The sequence below is a fragment of the Pseudoalteromonas sp. 5Ae-yellow genome (assembly GCF_014077565.1).
GTDB lineage: Bacteria > Pseudomonadota > Gammaproteobacteria > Enterobacterales > Alteromonadaceae > Pseudoalteromonas.
In genome coordinates this window covers 23,620-40,725 of the sequence record NZ_JACGWD010000041.1, presented here as the reverse complement: position 1 = coordinate 40,725, position 17,106 = coordinate 23,620, and the positions used below count along the sequence as shown (strand labels likewise).

At 39.4% G+C, this 17,106-nt stretch carries 15 protein-coding genes; 6 read left to right on the top strand and 9 right to left on the bottom strand.

The features are described 5' to 3' along the window. Positions 1-178: 178 nt before the first annotated feature. The gene (locus tag H4J63_RS12270) at positions 179-424 is read left to right on the top strand and encodes a DUF1289 domain-containing protein (protein WP_182196853.1); all 246 of its coding nucleotides are present in this window, start codon (positions 179-181) and stop codon (positions 422-424) included. Here the strand turns inward: H4J63_RS12270 and H4J63_RS12265 are convergent. After that, positions 421-1,119, bottom strand: a complete 699-nt coding sequence (locus H4J63_RS12265) for an ABC transporter substrate-binding protein (protein ID WP_182196852.1) — start codon at positions 1,117-1,119, stop codon at positions 421-423. The two genes, H4J63_RS12270 and H4J63_RS12265, sit on opposite strands and share 4 nt — an antisense overlap. A gap of 119 nt (positions 1,120-1,238) precedes the next feature. On the opposite strand from H4J63_RS12265, the gene H4J63_RS12260 reads away from it, so the two are divergent. Genes H4J63_RS12260 through H4J63_RS12250 form a run of 3 tightly spaced genes read left to right on the top strand, consistent with a single transcriptional unit; the run spans position 1,239 to position 6,389 of the window. Then, positions 1,239-1,442: a DUF3283 family protein gene (locus tag H4J63_RS12260; RefSeq protein ID WP_024596204.1), complete on the top strand. Its 204-nt coding sequence runs from the start codon at positions 1,239-1,241 to the stop codon at positions 1,440-1,442. A gap of 14 nt (positions 1,443-1,456) precedes the next feature. Next, positions 1,457-1,858: a GNAT family N-acetyltransferase gene (locus tag H4J63_RS12255; protein WP_182196850.1), complete on the top strand. Its 402-nt coding sequence runs from the start codon at positions 1,457-1,459 to the stop codon at positions 1,856-1,858. A gap of 25 nt (positions 1,859-1,883) precedes the next feature. Beyond that, positions 1,884-6,389 (top strand): EAL domain-containing protein, encoded by a 4,506-nt coding sequence (locus H4J63_RS12250; RefSeq protein WP_182196847.1) that lies wholly within the window; start codon positions 1,884-1,886, stop codon positions 6,387-6,389. Between the two features lie 13 nt (positions 6,390-6,402). Here H4J63_RS12250 and H4J63_RS12245 read toward each other — a convergent pair whose 3' ends face one another. Next, a complete protein-coding gene (locus H4J63_RS12245; protein WP_182196844.1) occupies positions 6,403-7,356 on the bottom strand; it encodes an ion transporter in 954 nt (317 codons plus the stop codon). Further along, complete coding sequence (locus H4J63_RS12240; protein WP_182196841.1) at positions 7,356-10,025, bottom strand: bifunctional acetate--CoA ligase family protein/GNAT family N-acetyltransferase; 2,670 nt, start codon at positions 10,023-10,025, stop codon at positions 7,356-7,358. The genes H4J63_RS12245 and H4J63_RS12240 overlap by 1 nt, the downstream gene beginning before the upstream one ends. Positions 10,026-10,139: 114 nt before the next feature. Here H4J63_RS12240 and H4J63_RS12235 point away from each other — a divergent pair, with 114 nt between their 5' ends. Together H4J63_RS12235 and H4J63_RS12230 are read left to right on the top strand one after the other, a co-directional pair. Beyond that, complete coding sequence (locus tag H4J63_RS12235; protein WP_024596209.1) at positions 10,140-10,856, top strand: SIMPL domain-containing protein; 717 nt, start codon at positions 10,140-10,142, stop codon at positions 10,854-10,856. A 320-nt stretch (positions 10,857-11,176) separates the two neighbouring features. After that, on the top strand, positions 11,177-11,620 hold the full coding sequence (locus H4J63_RS12230; protein WP_182196839.1) for a hypothetical protein: 444 nt from the start codon (positions 11,177-11,179) through the stop codon (positions 11,618-11,620). Here H4J63_RS12230 and H4J63_RS12225 read toward each other — a convergent pair. From H4J63_RS12225 to H4J63_RS12200, 6 genes are all read right to left on the bottom strand, one after another. Then, the gene (locus H4J63_RS12225; RefSeq protein WP_182196836.1) at positions 11,603-12,271 is read right to left on the bottom strand and encodes a hypothetical protein; all 669 of its coding nucleotides are present in this window, start codon (positions 12,269-12,271) and stop codon (positions 11,603-11,605) included. The genes H4J63_RS12230 and H4J63_RS12225 overlap by 18 nt on opposite strands. 90 nt (positions 12,272-12,361) lie before the next feature. After that, positions 12,362-14,197: a DUF885 family protein gene (locus tag H4J63_RS12220; protein WP_182196833.1), complete on the bottom strand. Its 1,836-nt coding sequence runs from the start codon at positions 14,195-14,197 to the stop codon at positions 12,362-12,364. A gap of 79 nt (positions 14,198-14,276) precedes the next feature. Continuing rightward, complete coding sequence (gene hemW, locus H4J63_RS12215; RefSeq protein WP_182196830.1) at positions 14,277-15,413, bottom strand: radical SAM family heme chaperone HemW; 1,137 nt, start codon at positions 15,411-15,413, stop codon at positions 14,277-14,279. Further along, entirely contained in the window at positions 15,410-16,009 is a 600-nt protein-coding gene (locus H4J63_RS12210) for an XTP/dITP diphosphatase (RefSeq protein WP_182196828.1), read from the bottom strand. The genes hemW and H4J63_RS12210 overlap by 4 nt, the downstream gene beginning before the upstream one ends. 4 nt (positions 16,010-16,013) lie before the next feature. Further along, positions 16,014-16,457 (bottom strand): DUF4426 domain-containing protein, encoded by a 444-nt coding sequence (locus tag H4J63_RS12205; RefSeq protein ID WP_182196825.1) that lies wholly within the window; start codon positions 16,455-16,457, stop codon positions 16,014-16,016. Positions 16,458-16,528: 71 nt separating this feature from the next. Continuing rightward, positions 16,529-17,080: a YggT family protein gene (locus H4J63_RS12200; protein ID WP_182196822.1), complete on the bottom strand. Its 552-nt coding sequence runs from the start codon at positions 17,078-17,080 to the stop codon at positions 16,529-16,531. Positions 17,081-17,106: the final 26 nt, after the last annotated feature.

Sequence of the window (17,106 nt, the reverse complement as noted above, 5' to 3'; positions counted from 1 at the left end):
ATGGCTTGCTTTATCAGCGTTTAGGAAATAAGTTGATAAAATGTGAAGGGTACAGGAGCCGTATACGAGGTCCGTACGTACGGTTCTGTGAGAGGGATGAGGCATAAGCCTCACCCTACTCGATGCTCAAAAATAACGCTATACTAATACCTCCTCTTCAACTGGGCGGTACTTATGCATGCAACAAATTGAAATATTTGATATTCCAAGTCCTTGCAAAAGTATTTGCTTAGTTAACAACAGAGGGTATTGCAAAGGGTGTTATCGTAGTCGGGATGAGCGCTTTTCGTGGAATACCTTATCGAACGACCAAAAAAAGAAGGTGCTTAGTTTGTGCCAGCAGCGCTACAAGCGCTACCTTCAAAAAAAGCAGCAAAATGCAGTGCCAATCACGCAGGCGCAGCAGCAAGGGTTCGACTTTTAAAAGCTTAATCCATATTTGGCTCTTAGTGCGTACACAGTGCCATTGTTAGTTAGGTTAATTAATGACATTTTAAGCTTTTCTACTAAGTTTTCATTACGTTTATTTAAATAATGATAAAGCGGATAAGTACTCAATACTTCTTTTACAAAACAGCCTTGAGGTGACGGGAGCTCATTATTTTGCATTATAAAGTTAATCATCAAAGCTCCCTGTACTTTTTTCTGAGCAAGCAAATTAAGTTGGGTATTCATGCTTTTAACTTTAATAATATTCCCTGCAAACTGTGTGCTTGCTAAATAATGTTCTTGCACAGGGTAGCCATCAACAATTGCGACGCTATCGAGCTGTTCTAAACTGTTAGGTAAACAGTTTTTATATAATACTAAGTCAAACTTAAATAGCTCATAATCGACTCTAATTAAGTTTTCGTAATTTTCTTCAACGCTTGCATCTCTTCCTAACTGCCCATCAAGTACGCCATTATTTGCAGCGAGCAAAGCATTTTGGTGACTAAAATCGATTATATGTATTTTAAAACCGATATCTGCGTATGCTAACTTTAATAGCTCGAGGGCATAATCAGCTTGAGGTGTACTTTGCGGACGATTAAAAGTGAGGTTGTATTGATGACTAAAACAAGATGCACTAAAAAATAAATTTACCAATAATAACAAGATACTAAAATGTCTATTCATTATCAGTTCCAATTACTACAGAAATAAATAAAATAAGACGCGTATAATAACAAGGAGATTACCTCTTGCCCAGTTTAGAGGGGGAATCAAATAATCTTAAAAGCGAATGAGGAAGTATTGTGAGTTTTAATTTATGCCTATTACCACGTGAAGAAAAATATCAAATTCAGTTAGATTATGAAGCGTCTTTTTGGGCGTATCAAATTAAGCGTAATAAAAAAACGAGAGAGCAAGTTTACAACACAATCCACAGCCGCCCAGTGGCAGAGCAAATGGTTTTGAAACAAAAATTTGAACAGTATTTAGCGCTAATGCTTAGCTAAATATCGATATAAAAATGTATAAAGTTGAAGTGTTAAATGAACTAAAAACCCCACTTGTGAATAAATTCTACAAAAAGCACAGCGTAAGAGGGCGTGCTAATAAACAAGATAAGGTATGGGTTACTTACTATAATAATGAAATAGTGGCAGCATGTAGGTTACAAGATAAAACAGAGTTTTTATTTTTATCTACCATGTTTGTTGCGCTGGAACATCGCGGTAAAGGGATTGCAAAACAATTGCTTTCAACACTCTTAAAGTCGCAAAATAGAGAGATAAAGACCTTCGCATATGAAAACGTAGCTGATTTATATCGCGCTATTGGTTTTAACCAGGTGTTAACATATACTCTTGCTTTACAAGTACTTTTTGATACTTACAAACATCGAAATATAGTCGCTCTAGAGTACCCATAATAATAAATAATAATATGGAATAAGCATGAGTAAATGCGTTAACGGGATAATTAGTTGCTTTGTAGTTTTAATAACTATTCTAAGTTGCCAAGTAGAGGCACAAGTAAAACGTTTATCTCCAAGCGAAGGCTTATCACAAAGCTACGTTAATACTATGCTTATAGACACTAACGGTTACCTGTGGCTTTCGACTGAGGCCGGGCTCAATCGTTATGATGGCTATCAAGTTATTCCAATAAATGGACCTAATGGTGAATTAGAAGAGGCGATCATCGATCGTATTTACCAAGACCCTCAAGGACATATTTGGATTGCCTCGTTACTTGCAGGCCTATTTAGGTACGACCCCGTAACAGATTCATATCAGCAATTCCTTGAAAAACCAACCAGTGAAGAAGAGATTATCAATCAGTCTGTTTTTAGTATGGTGGCCGTTGATAAAAAAACGCTTTGGATTGGGCGAGGTCGCGATTTTGCAAAGCTTGATATCGCAACCGGAAAAATAACAACTATTTTTGAGCTGCCTGCTAAATATAAAAATACTCTTGTGAGAAAGCTGTTTGCTTACAATGGTTATATATTTATAGGTACAAGCCATGGCGCATACGTATTTGATATTGCCACAGAGCAAGTTAGACCTCTACAGCACTTAAAAGGTGAAGCTGAACATATTTACCAAAATAATATTAAGTCGTTCGCATTAGGTGAAAATAAACAGTTGTTAGTCGGGGCGGTACAAGGCTTATACGAAGTTGATATTAGTAACTTATCAAAAATGTTTGAACGCCCAGATTTATCTTTTAAGAGTAAAGTATTACTAAGTGACCTAAATGTTTGGAGCATAGTAAACGAACACGGAACAATAGATTTAGCTACCGACAAAGGCTTGTTTAAATTTGATTTAAACACAAAAGAGCTGATTAAAAATACTCGAATAGCCCAAAGTAAGTACACACTTGCCGATACCAGTATTATTGATATGGCTAAAGATAAATCGGGTGGTACATGGGTTGCGACTAAGACTGATGGTGCGTTTTATTTATCTCATGACAGCTATCATTTTAATAATGTCGATGGCACTTTGCTCGGGGGGGATGGTTTATCGCATCACTCTATCTGGGGGATTACCGAATATAAAGACAAGCTTTGGCTTGCAACGCATAATGGTATTACTGAGGTTGATTTAAAAACAAACATTGGTAAAGCTTATTTAAAAGACTACAAAGTTGACTTACTCACCACTGAATTTACCGTATATGAAATAACGCCCTATAAAGATAATTTATGGCTTTATACAAACCGTGGTTTATTTATTTTTGACCCTGTAACGCATCAAGTTAGCGAACCTAAAGTACATAACCCTGCTGATCAAGAGCTGATTACTGGTAGGGTGCATGGCGTTACACTAATGCCAAATGGCGATCTATACTTTGTGCACTCAGATCATGGGGTATTTATATACAATATAGATTCACAGGTAGTAACGCGTTTGGGTGGCCAATTTGATCAATTTGAACCCTTTTTAGCTCATGGCTTTTTACCCGCGTTGAGCAATAAGCCAGACTCACCACTATTTTTTAATGCTGGAATTTTATATCAAGTAAACCCAAGTGATTTAGCACTTAAAATGATTTACAAAGTGCCAAAGCAGCATGAAAACGTAGCCATTAGCGTGCTTTCTTATTTAATAGATAACAACAATATATTGTGGATATCACTTTCTAATTTTGGCTTGATAGGCCTTGACGCATCTACTTATCAATTAGTACATACAATCGATTTAGAGAAGAATAAATTAGGCACATTGCTTTACGATATGGTGCTAGATGATGATGGCATGATTTGGATGAGTAGCCATAAAGGCATTTGGCGATTAAACCCAGAAACACTTCATTTTCAACAATTTTCTACGTCAGAAGGGCTACTCTCTGCTGAGTTTAATAGTAACGCCATGGCACAGCTTAAAGATGGCCATATTGCGTATGGTAGCTTAAAAGGTTTTACTTATTTTCACCCAATGGAAAACCAAAATTACCAATCACTTATTGATCACGTAAATATTACGCGAGTTGATTTAATGTCACGAGATCTATCGCTTGATTTAAAACAGCCGCTCAACGAGGTTGTGTTAAACCATGATGATATAGGGCTTGAAGTGGCATTTTCTGCCATGGCATTTAGCAATCAAGAACGCATCATTTATGAGTATCAACTCGATAACGGACAAAAAAGTTATACTCGAAATAACAACCGCGTATTGTTTCCAAAATTGAATCCAGGTAATTACCAATTAAAAGTTTGGGCTAAAGACCCCCTGACTGGCGAATATACCTCGCCTGCTATTTTAAAAATAAAAGTAAAGTATCCGCTTTGGCGTGCACCTTATTTTATGGTGCTTTACGCCATGCTGTTTATTGGTTTTGTTGCTATGTGGGTTATGCGCCGTAATAAAATTCAGCGTATTTTATTGGCAGCAAATAAAGAAAGTAAAGAAAGCGAAGCGCGTTTAAAATTAGCACTTGAAGGCAGCGAATCGGGTGTCTGGGATTGGGAGTCGAGCAACCCAAGCATTTACCAACCCCGCTTAGCGAGTGAGTTAAGCTATGAAAATGAAACCGTAAGCCTTGATGAATATTTATCTAAAATTCATCCGCAGGACAAACAGCTATTTCGCTTAGAGTGGCTTGAATTTTTATCTACCGATAAAGGCTACTTTAATTGTACCTACCGCCTGCGCCATGCAAAAGGCTATTGGCGCTGGTATAAGGACTTTGGAAAAGTAGTTGAGTGGGATGATAAAACTCCACAAAAAGTAGCGGGTACTTATACAAATATGACCCGTGAGATGGTGTTTGAAGAACACGCTTTACTATTTACGGCAGCATTTGAGCAAACACGTGATTGGGTGTTTATACTCGATAAAAACTTAAATATTCGGGCTTCTAATAAATCACTGCAAACCGCCTTTAACTTCACCGCTGAGTCGTTATCTAGCCGGACTTTAAATTTAGGTATATCGCGCAGCAATCGTTTTGATTATTTACGCATTATGCAAAAGCTATCTGTTGGGGAGCATTTTTCGTGCGAAGACAGTGTGGTTTTAGCTAATGGTGAATCGCGTCATGTACTTGTGAAAATAAGTGCAGTGGCCGATAACGAGCAGCGCCTTAATAGTTATGTCATTATTTTAACCGATATAAACGCACAAAAATCAGCTGAAAACGAGCTGCACCTATTGGCCAACTACGATGCCTTAACTGGGCTGCCAAATCGTACATTATTTAATGACCGCGTTGAACACGCCCTTGAACAAGCAAAACTGCATGGATGCAAAGTGGCTTTGTTACATATCAATATTAAACGTTTTAAATACTTTAATGACTCATTAGGGCACGAAGCGGCTGATGAGCTAATTAAAGAAGTTGCTGAGCGCTTAAAGTGCTCTTTGCGACCATCGGATAGTGTTGCGCGATTTGGTGGCGATGAGTTTGTCGTGTTAGTAGAAGATATTCATCAGATAGAGCAAGTACTTATAATATGTACTAAGTTGATGGATTGCGTGAATCAAAATATTGCGATTAATGGTCAAGTTGTAAACGTTAATTTAAGTATTGGTGTGTCGATATCGCCAGATGACGCAGAGCAAGGCCCCGCACTTTTAAAAGCTGCGAGCATAGCGTTATATCATGCAAAAGACTCTTTAGAAGGGCGCTACCAGTTTTATAAGCAAGAGATGAACCAGCATGTTCAAAGAGCGCTGCATCTTGAATCTCAGCTTACTAGAGCGTATCGAGAAGAAGAGTTTTGTAATTACTATCAGCCTATTATTAATGCTAAGAGCCAAAAAACAGAAGGCTTTGAAGTGCTGCTGCGTTGGCCCGAAAATAAACTAGTACAAACTCAAGAGTTTTCTTTAGCAGCAGAGGGTATTGGCTTAATTACAAAAATTATGCTGCAAACATTTGCGCGTGCTTTACTAGAGCTAAAAGAGTGGCGAAAAGCCTCGCCTCACTTGTATCTTTCTATTAATTTATCGGCGCTCGATTTTGAATTCGAAGATTTAGTACCCGAGATTAGAAATGCGCTAAATCATGCGCAGGTATCATCAGAAGCCATTGTTTTTGAAATAACAGAATCTGTACTTATGCGCGACTCTCATCAAGCTCTGCAAAGCATGGAGCAACTTAAAAAGCTAGGTTGCAAGCTCTACATGGATGACTTTGGTACGGGGTACGCACCGCTCACTTATTTAAAGCGCTTTCCGATTGATGTATTAAAAATTGATAGGAGCTTTGTAGAAGATATTGGGATTGATTCTGACGACGAAGCCATTATTCAGTCAACCCTTGCATTGGCCCACAGCTTAGGTAAAGAATGTGTTGCGGAGGGTGTAGAAAGCTCGCATCAACTTACCTTTTTAAAGGCTCGAGGATGCAAGCATTTCCAAGGGTATTTGTTTAGTAAACCGGTACCAAATAACGAAGTGCTGGCACTTATTAATCGCGATTGGAGCGATATTTTCAATCAATAATAGCGATAGAAAATTAAGGGCGTTTACCACAATGGCGACAATAAATATGACTATTGTGCTGATTGAGTTGGGTCTTAATCGCTTTATTGGCCTCAAGTTTACTTAGCCCTAATTTGTAGCGTAGATCTTCTAAGTGTTCGTGTTGGGCTTGGTTAAGTGTGCCATCTTGAATTTGTTCATGCACTGCATCCTCAAAAAATTGGCGGCGCTTACGTATTTGTTCTGAAAAGCTAGACGCCAATAACCCTGTAGGAATTGCGACCATGCCCATGCTTAGCAATGTGATCACACCGCCAAAAAATTTCCCCATTGCCGTTATAGGCACTACATCCCCATAGCCCACGGTAGTTAGCGTTGCCATTGCCCACCACATAGCCGCAGGAATAGAGCCAAAAGTATCTGGCTGTATATCGTGCTCAATTAAATAAATTCCACATGAAGCTAAAATGAGCACTACGGCCATAATAAAAAATGCCGCTAAGAGTGAGCTACCTTCATCCATAAATGCTTGTAACAATAACTGCATTGCACGTGAGTAACGAGTAAGTTTAAAGACGCGCAATAATCTAAGTACGCGTAAAAAACGTAAATCGAGCGGAAATAAAAACATCATTAAGCTAGGTAAAATAGCGATTAAATCGATAAGTGCCAGTGGCGATAAAAAATATTTTAATCTGCGTTTACTGTTCGACCCTTCAATTGCCATATATTTTGTTTTATCTATACAGGCCCAAAGCCTTGCTAAGTATTCAACAGCAAAAATAGTGACAGAGACAATTTCTAAAACTAAGAATTCGTTGTAATACTGCTCTGCCACACTTGGGATTGACTCAATAACAATGGCTACAACGTTAATCATTATTATGCTAATGAGTGCAATATCAAGAATATGCCCTGAACGTTGATATTGACCTGTACCTTCAAACAGGCAAGCCATTTTTTGGCGTAAAGTTTGCGGTTCATTCATTATTTAAGTTTAAGTACCATGTTAATACTGCCTTCTTCAAAGTCGCGACTAATTTTAAAACCTAACTTACGGGCAAGCTCAATCATCCCCGTATTCTCTGGTAAGGTTATGCCTTCAATCGATTCCACACCTTGGCGTTTACAGTGGTTAATTGCAGCACTCATTAGTATGCGACCAAGCCCTAAACCTTGGCAATCTGAGCGTACTACAATGGCAAACTCAGCATGCAGGTTATCGGGGTCCATAATAACGCGAGACACACCCAGTGTACGAGTTTTACCTTCAAAGCGTTGGCAAACAATAAACGCCATTTCGCGGTCATAATCAATTTGGGTCATTTTAGCGAGTTGGTCGTGGTTAAATTGTGGTAGTTCGCCAAAAAAGCGTTTATATCTGTCCTCTTTATTAAGTGACTCGTCAAATGCTTTATGGGCTTGTTCATCTTCTGGCTTTATCGGTCTGAGCGTAGCTTGGGTGTTGTTTTTAAGCGTTACCACTTCAACAAGTTCAATAGGGTAGGGACGAATAGATAAGCGCTTACGATTGATCTGAGTTTGATAGCGGCTAAGTGTCATGGTGGCATCGAGCACTAAAAATTGACCATTACTGGCAAGTATAGGATTTAGTTCCATTGAGCTTATGTCAGGTTGATCAATAACTAACTGAGAAATACGCGTTAGCAGTGCACACAAACGATACTTATCAACTTTTTCGGGGAGTATGCGCTCCTTTAATACGCCTTTATCGTGCGCTGCTGCAATTAAATACTTTGCTAAGTTCATATTCAGTGGAGGTAGCGCAACGGCGGCTTGTGCATATTCAAGCCCGGTACCTGCTTCACCCAATAATATAACTGGGCCAAAATTAGGCTCTGTTTTAATCGCAATTCTCAGCTCATTTGCGCCTGCTCGTGGCGCCATTTTTTGTAATGAGAACCCTTCAATAACAGCATCTGGATAAGTGTTTTTAATACGGATGAGCATTGCAAAAGCGGTTTGCTCAACCTCGTTAGCATCATTTAGGTTAAGTACAACACCACCTACTTCAGATTTTGAGGCAATACTTGGGCTAATGAGCTTTAACGCGACTGGAAAACCCAGCTCTATGGCTTGCTCTCTCGCTTCTGTTGGTGTGTAGGCAACCTCAGTTTGAATACATTTAATACCGTAATGGTTTAATACTTGGCTTGCCTGATGGGTAGGTAAGTAGCTTTGTCCTTCATCTAAAAACTCATTAATAAGGGTTCTAGCTGCCACCTTATTTATTTTAGCGTCATCAGTGTTCGACTCGGGTGTTTGCGTTAAATGCTTTTGGTTACGACGATACGTTACCAAGTGCATAAATGCACCAACAGCCCCCTCTGGTGTTCTATAAGTGGGTATTGCGTTGTTTGAGCACACTTTTCTGGCAGCGTAAGATGCGTCTTCACCCATAAAGTTAGTTATAACGTAAGGGCGCGCCATTTTAGGCAATGTTTGTAAGGTTTCTACAATAATGTTGGCGTAGTCTTTGCTGGGCGCAAGCGCTGAGGGAGTATGGATAATCAGTAAATTTTTAACTTCTTTTGCGTGCAGTAAAACTTCTAATGCTTGCTTATAACGTGCAGGTGCTGAGTCGCCAAAAATATCCACAGGGTTTGAGGTGGTTTCTGATTGCGGAATGACTTTATTTAGCGCATTTCGGGTTTCAATGCTTAGTTCTGCTAATTTACCGGAGCTTTGAATTAGCTCATCAACAGCCATAACACCCGGGCCGCCACCATTAGTTAAAATAGTCAGTTGCTCTACTTTTAATAATTTGGGGTGCATGGCGAGTGTTTGTGTCGCTGCAAACAGTTCACGTAAGTCATTTACGCGCAGCATACCAGCGCGTTGAAATAACGCATCGTAAACAGCATCAGAGCTTTGCTTTCCGCCGGTGTGAATTTCGGCCGCGAGTGCGCCGGCACTTGTTTTACCTGTTTTAATCGCAATTACAGGTTTGCTAAAGGCCGCAGCTCTTGCTGCTGATATAAAGCCACGAATATCTTCAATGTTATCAATGTAGAGTAAAATAGCTTTGGTTTTAGCATCACGACCTAAAAAGTCGAGTAGTTCATTGAAGTTTATATCAAGGCAATCGCCTACTGATACAAAATATGAAAAGCCAATTTCTTTGTTTTTAGCCCAATCTAAAATGGTTGAGCATACTGCTGCTGATTGCGATACAAATGCTATTTTACCTGGGCTTGCCACGGTATGTGAAAAGCTCGCATTTAACCCAATATGAGGGATCAGCAAGCCTAAACAGTTGGGTCCAAGCAAAGTAACTTGCTTGGCTTGAGCGCATGCTTCAAGCGCGCTTTTTTGCTCCCCAGACAGCCCATCGGCAATAACAATAGCGGTTTTACAGCCAAGCTCTCCAAGCTGCTCAATAATATCAATTAAGGTGTTTTTGTTAGTACAAATAACAGCAAGGTCGGGTACTTTTGGTAAGTCAGCAATAGAAGGGTAAGCAAGTACGCCATGTACTGCGCTATGGCTTGGAGTAACAGGCATTATCGGCCCTTTAAAGCCACCTTGAAGTAAGTTGCGCATAACCACAAAACCAGCCCGAGTTGATATGTTAGAGGCGCCAATAACGGCCACTGAGCTTGGGTTAAAAAATTGGGTTATACGCTTAAGGCTCATGGTTTTTCCTAGGCTGATTAAATTTTGCGTTATTTATAGTTTCAATGTACCCTGTTTACTGTGTTATTTCGAGCGTCTCGATGCTTATTATTGATATCAATCAAGGAGATTATTGTGAATAAAACCCCCGGTTTTTACATTGTTATAGCGGCTATTTGTTTAAGTATAGGCTTAATTAGCTTAGGGTTTATTTTAAAAAGTACCGCTTTGAGTGTGAAAGGGATGGAACGTACTGTGCAGGTTAAGGGATTGGCCGAGCGAGAAGTAATAGCCGATACGGTAATTTGGCCTCTGCAATTTAGTGATGCCGACAATAACCTTGAAAAATTAGTAAGCCGAGTTGAGAAAAAAAATGATGCGGTAACTGCTTTTTTAAAACTCCATGGTTTTGACAACGATGAAATAACAATAGGTAGCCAGTCAGTTATTGATAAGCAAGCACGTGAATACAGTAATGAAAATCAACAATTTAGATACATAGTGCGCTCAAATATTATTGTTTATTCTGCTGCGCCAGATAAAGTGCAAAACGCGCTGAGTAAAGTAAGCCAGCTTGCTAAACAAGATATCGCAATAGTGCAAGATAGCTACGAAACAAAAGTTGAATACATCTTTACTGGCCTCAATGATGTAAAGCCTGCGATGGTGCAAGAAGCAACTGAAAAAGCGCGTGAAGTCGCTAATAAATTTGCTAAAGACTCTAATTCAAAATTAGGCAAAATAAAAACAGCTCGCCAAGGGCAATTTAGTATCAGTAATCGAGATTCAAACACACCGCAAATAAAAAATATAAGAGTGGTAACCAGTGTTGAATATTACTTAAATGACTAGGGCCTGTTGACCTTTCAGAATTAAAATTTGTTCAATCTAGGTGCGATTTAATCGCGGCGTGAGGTTTGTAACCTAGCGGGCTAAGTAAAAACCGAGCTAAGCTTCCGCGTCCTGCTCACGCCCCTTACCTACATCCATGTAGGCAACAAAGAGTAAATTGCCCCTAGGCAGAACCCTTCGGCAGCGCATGTTTGGCATTTATTCCACGTTACCGCCTATTTATGGGAAATAACCACACTGCATAGGCTCTGCCTTGCCTAAATACCAAACATACTGCTGCAAATTTAACCTCGAAAGATAAATAGGCTCTAGGAAATAATATGTCAGAGTCTAAATATGGTCAGTTTGTACTGGCGCCCCGTTCGTATTTTTTCACTGCTATAGCGAGCGTAGTATTTGCGTTTATAGGCTTTAGTTATAATGCATGGCGGATGGAGGCAAGTGAAGATAACAACAATACACGCATTGTTAGCTTTCAAATTTTACAAGAACTAGCCGAGCTTGAGCTTATTGTATTTGCAGCACATTACGATAATAACAAAATAGATGGCAGCCCCAGAAAAGGCTGGGTTAAAGTTAACTTTATTCATGACTTAAGCTACTTAGCCGTTGATAAAGTACATTTAAAAACAAAAGACTTACAAAAGGTCTGGCAAACAAATTGGCCAAATATGGTTGATCACCAAAGTGCTGCGCAATCTATTACACATGCCATAGACAGTGTGCGTACAGAAGTTGTGAGTGAATTAAAGCGCCTTGATTAAGTGAGCAACTTGCGCCGTTGAGCGTTGCAAGTAAGCGGCGCTCAGTAAAATTGTGGTCTCGTTAACTTTTTGCCCTTTTATTACGTTGGTAAGCTGCTGTTTAGCGTTAGGATTTTGTTTTTGCTCTATTTCCATTAATGCTAACAAAGCTGAAAATTCATGCTTTACCGGTGTGCTAGGTTTATTTGCATAGGCTATGTAGCAGGCAACCGGTGTTAAGCCATGAGAGTTGGGCTGCGCCAGCGCTTTAGCTAACTCATCATTTGATTCAAACAACATCAAAGAGCGCACATAGTTAAATGGCAGCTTTGTAGCATCGGCATGCTTAAACACATTGTGCAATACGTTATTTCCTTGTGTATCTTGTACTAAAAAGCCTTTATTTACTTTCAGCGCAGGGGTAAAAAAGCTCAATGCGTCAATATTAGTGAGTTGATTAATAAATGGAGAAGGTGCTGTATTAGTACTTAATATACGGATTGCTATGTTTTGCATAAAGTCATACTTAACACTCAACCGTTGGGCGCTGTCATATAAATGGTTAAGCTGCAAAGTTTGCTGAGCAGGGCTTAACTGCTTAAAGTCGTTATCGAGCTCATTTAACTGTTGCTTTGAAATACGCGCATTAAGTAGTTGTATGCTTAAATCCATTATTATTTCCAAAAATCTTTTTTACTACTATAAAACAAAAAAGGCCGCAAATGCGACCTTTCATATTTAAAGCAATTGTTTAAATTGGTTTTAAGCTTTTTTGCTTGCTACCCATTCATTAACAAAGTTCTCTAGTACATTTAGTGGTACAGGACCATTTTTAAGTACTACGTCGTGGAACTGGCGAATATCAAACTTATCACCCAGTTGCTTTTTAGCGTCTTCACGAAGCTCTAAAATCTTGAGCATACCCACTTTATAAGCCGTTGCTTGTGAAGGCATTACAATGTGACGCTCAACCATTTTAACACCGTCAGATGTTGCATTAGGCGTGTTATTTACGTAGTAATCAATACCTTCTTGACGAGTCCACTTCATCGCGTGAATACCCGTATCAACCACTAGACGACATGCGCGCCATAGCTCCATTGAAAGACGACCAAAATCTGAGTAAGGGTCTGAGTACATGCCCATTTCTTTAGGAATGAACTCTGAGTATAAACCCCAACCTTCAATATACGCAGTGTAACCACCAAATTTACGGAACTTAGGAACGCCTTCTAGCTCTTGCGAAATAGCGATTTGCATGTGGTGACCCGGAATACCTTCGTGGTAAGCAAGTGCTTCCATTTGATATGTTGGCATAGCTTCCATGTCATAAAGGTTAGCGTAGTAAATACCTGGGCGTGAACCATCTGGAGCTGGCTGTTGGTAAAATGCTTTGCCCGCTGCTTTTTCACGGAATGCTTCAACTGCTTTTACTTTTAAATCAGCTTTTGGTTTAACAATGAATAACTCATCTAAGCGTGTTTTCATTGTATCAATAAGTCCAGTGGCTTCATCAAGGTAGCGTTGCTTACCTTGTGCATCATTAGGGTAGTAAAATTGTTTGTCAGTTTTCATAAACTGCATAAACGCTTTTAAGTCGCCTTTAAAGCCTACTTTATCTTTAATTTCACGCATTTCATCATGAATACGTGTCACTTCAGATAAACCAATTGCATGAATTTCTTTAGCCGTTAAATCTGTTGTTGTAGTGCGCTTAAGTGCGTTGTTATAAAACGCTTCGCCATCTGGTAATTTCCATGCGCCATCGCGATCATCAGCACGTTTCTCAAGCTGCGCTAGGTAATTAATTAGCTTAGAGTAAGATGGTTTAACAGCCGATTTTAATGCATCTGATGCATCGCTGATTAACGAGTCTTTTTCGCCTTGGCCAATTTCAAGCGCTGTTACTTTTCGTTTAAAGTCAGCAAGCAATGTGGAATCATCGCCTTTTTCAAACGGTGCACCGTGAATAATGTTTTTGCTTGAATCAATAACATGCGGGAATATAAATTTAGGGGCTATGATGCCTTTTTCTGCACGTACAGTTAAATCAACGATAAGCTGATCAATAACACCAGTTACACCATTTAGGCGTGAAATGTAGTCTTTAGCTTCTTTTACATTACTAATTGAGTGCTGATTAATTAAAAACGCGGGGATCATAGAATGCGTACCAAACATCTGGTTCACAGGGTAATTATGGTAGCGCCATTTAAAGTCAGCAATTGAGCTTTCAAGATCCTGTTTTTTTAAGTCGTAGCTAACTTTTGTTGCATCATCTAATAGATCACGATTAATTGCTTTTAATGCAACTAGGTCAGCTTTTGTTTGTGCTAAATCTTTAAGCTTTCTTTCTTCGCTGCCATCGTCCCATTTATCGTAATCTTGCTTAATCCCCATGTATGTTTGATATACAGGGCTGCTCATTACATCGCGGTTAAATGTATCTTCAAAAAATGCATTGGCTTTGTCTATTTCACTTTGTTGTGATTGAACTGCTTGTGCAATAGGGGCTGAAGTAGATTGTTGTGTTGTTTGCTGGCAGCCAGCAAGTAGTGCAACGCTTACTGCGGCCGCAATAAAAGTGAGTTTACGCATTGTTTTCCCTTTTGTTGTTAGAAACCCATTAGGGTGATTTATATTTATTAGTTTTATATTGTTGTGCAGTGCCTTAGCGCTACACAAACAATTCTAGCAGGTCATTTAAAAAGCGATGACCTTTTAAGGTTACCTGCCAATGGCTGTCTGTTTGAGTCAATAAACCTTTATTTATTGCTTGGTTTAATGCACTTTGCTGACTTTGCAGCGGCAGTGTTGTTAGTTTATTAAAATCATTAATTGGGCAAGGCTCAACAAGGCGAAAGCGATTCATAAAAAATTCAAACGCTAAATCGTCCTGCTCTACATGCCAGCTTTTATACATATATGGTTTAATTAAATCCATATAGCCGCGTGGATGTTTAACCTTTTCGGTACGCGTTATAAGCCCTGTATTTGCATCAGTAACCTTACCATGTGCGCCGCAGCCAATACCGAGATAATCGCCAAAACGCCAATAATTTAAGTTATGTTGGCATTGATAGCCCGGTTTTGCATAGCCCGATATTTCGTATTGCACGTAACCTGCTTGCGCGAGTAACTCAACCCCTTGTTCTTGAATGTCCCACAGTGTTTCATCTTGTGGCAAGGTAGGGGGCTTTGAAGCAAACTGAGTATTGGGTTCAATAGTTAGTTGATACCAAGATATATGCGGAGGATCTAGCGCTATTATTTGCTTTAAATCACTCAGTGCATCGTCAAGTGTTTGCCCCGGTAAGCCGTGCATTAAATCAAGGTTAAAGCTGTTTAAACCGGCTTCTTTAGCTTGCTGCGCAGCATAATTAGCCTCGTCGCTGCCATGAATCCGACCAAGTGCTTTTAACTTGTCGTTTTGCATGCTTTGCACGCCAATAGAAATACGGTTAATACCTGCTTTTACGTAATCTTTAAAACGACCTGTTTCTACTGTGCCAGGGTTGGCTTCAAGGGTAATTTCGCAGTTGTCTTCAAGTCCAATTAGGCTATCGACTTCTTTAAGTAAGCGGGTGTAAGCTGCACCAGTTAATAAGCTTGGAGTGCCGCCACCAATAAAAATACTGTGAATTTTACGCCCTTGCACTAAGTGCAAATCAGCTTTTAAATCATCAATTAAATGCTGAACATATTCAGCTTCAGGTATTTCACCTTTTTGTCCGTGGCTATTAAAATCGCAGTACGGGCATTTTTGCACGCACCAAGGCACGTGCACATATAAGCTCAGTGGTGGAAGGTTCACAGGCCGCCTTTTTGCTTTAGCTCTAGCAATAATTTTTGTAGCGCTTGTCCGCGATGACTCACTGCATTTTTTTGCTCTTTTGTAAGCTCAGCACTCGTACAATTTTTCTCTGCTACAAAAAACACCGGATCGTAACCAAAGCCACCGTTGCCATTTTGAGTTAATGTAATTTCGCCTTCCCAGCTTGCACTGCAAATAAGTGGAGTAGGGTCATCTGCGTGGCGCATTAATACCAGTACACACCAAAAACGAGCACTACGGATAGGGTTATTACCCAAATCAACGAGTAACTTATCAATGTTATCTTGATCGCTGGCACCTGGGCCTGCAAAACGGGCTGAGTAAACGCCGGGCGCGCCATTTAAGCCATCAACTTCTAAACCAGAGTCATCGGCAATAGCTGCCATGCCAGTAATTTTAGCGGCATGGCGCGCTTTAATAATGGCATTTTCAACAAAGGTAGTGCCGGTTTCGGCAACTTCACTTACATTAAAATCGCTCTGTGGAACTACATTAATATTCAGAGAGCTTAGCATGTTAGCTAGCTCTTTTACTTTGCCAGGGTTACCTGTAGCAAGTACTAAAGTTTTGGTCATGTTATTAATCTACGTAAAATTTTTGCTGAAACTGTAATTTTTGAAATTGATTACTTTGTTGTATTTCAATCTCAAAGCGTAAAATCTCTTCGTTGGTGTAATCAACTTGGGCAAGGTAATAAATTGACTCACCTTCTTTTACTTCTTTAAAAGCAAGCGTTTGTTTGTTGCCAAGTAGGTTTTTCGCTGTGCCTGTAAGCTTTGCCGTTTGGGCTGTGTTTTCGGCATCATTTTTTAAAACAGAAATATTCACAATGCCTTTGTATCCGCTTCGCTCAAGGCCATACGCTTTTGATATTTTTGGCTGAATAAAAGTAGAAGGAAAAGCGATGTAATGCACTTGCCAAGGGCCAAGCTTTTTGTATTGTGCGCCTTGCATTTCTTCGCTTTGCGCGTTAAATGCAAATGCTAAACAAGCAATAAAACAAAACTTAATTAAACGGTTCATTATTAACTCCTAGAAACATATAAAAAAGAGACCATAAGGCCTCTAAAAATATTGAGTATAGACTTTTAAATTTAGTAAAAAATGTAACTAGGGATAAGAAATCCACTCAAGAGTATCTGTAAAAACTGAATTGCGATAATTAATATCAATACCGATAAGTCCAATCCACCCATAGGCGGAAGAAATTTACGAATAGGTTTAAGCATTGGTTCAGTAAGTTGGTGGAAAACTGCTTCAATAGGGTTATAGCCCTGGCTTACCCAACTTAAAATAGCGCGAATGATAAGGATCCAAAATACTAAATTAAATATTTCAAATATTGTTGTTATAAATGCATCCATAAATACATACGGTGTATTCCAAATGTAGTGAGATACTAATACAAGAGTACTGACTTTGGCTACGGCAACTATAAATGCCAGCAATAGAGATGCTAAATCAAGCCCACCAAATCCAGGAATGATTTTACGCAGTGGTTTTACCGCAAACGAAGTGGCTTTAACCACAAACTGGCTCATTGGATTATAAAAGTCGGCTTTTGCCCACTGCAGCCAAAAGCGCAGTAATACCACCATTAAAAACAAATCAAACAGGGTACTGATTAAAAATTGCATGGCATTCATAGTGTAACCTTCAATAAAAAGTGGTT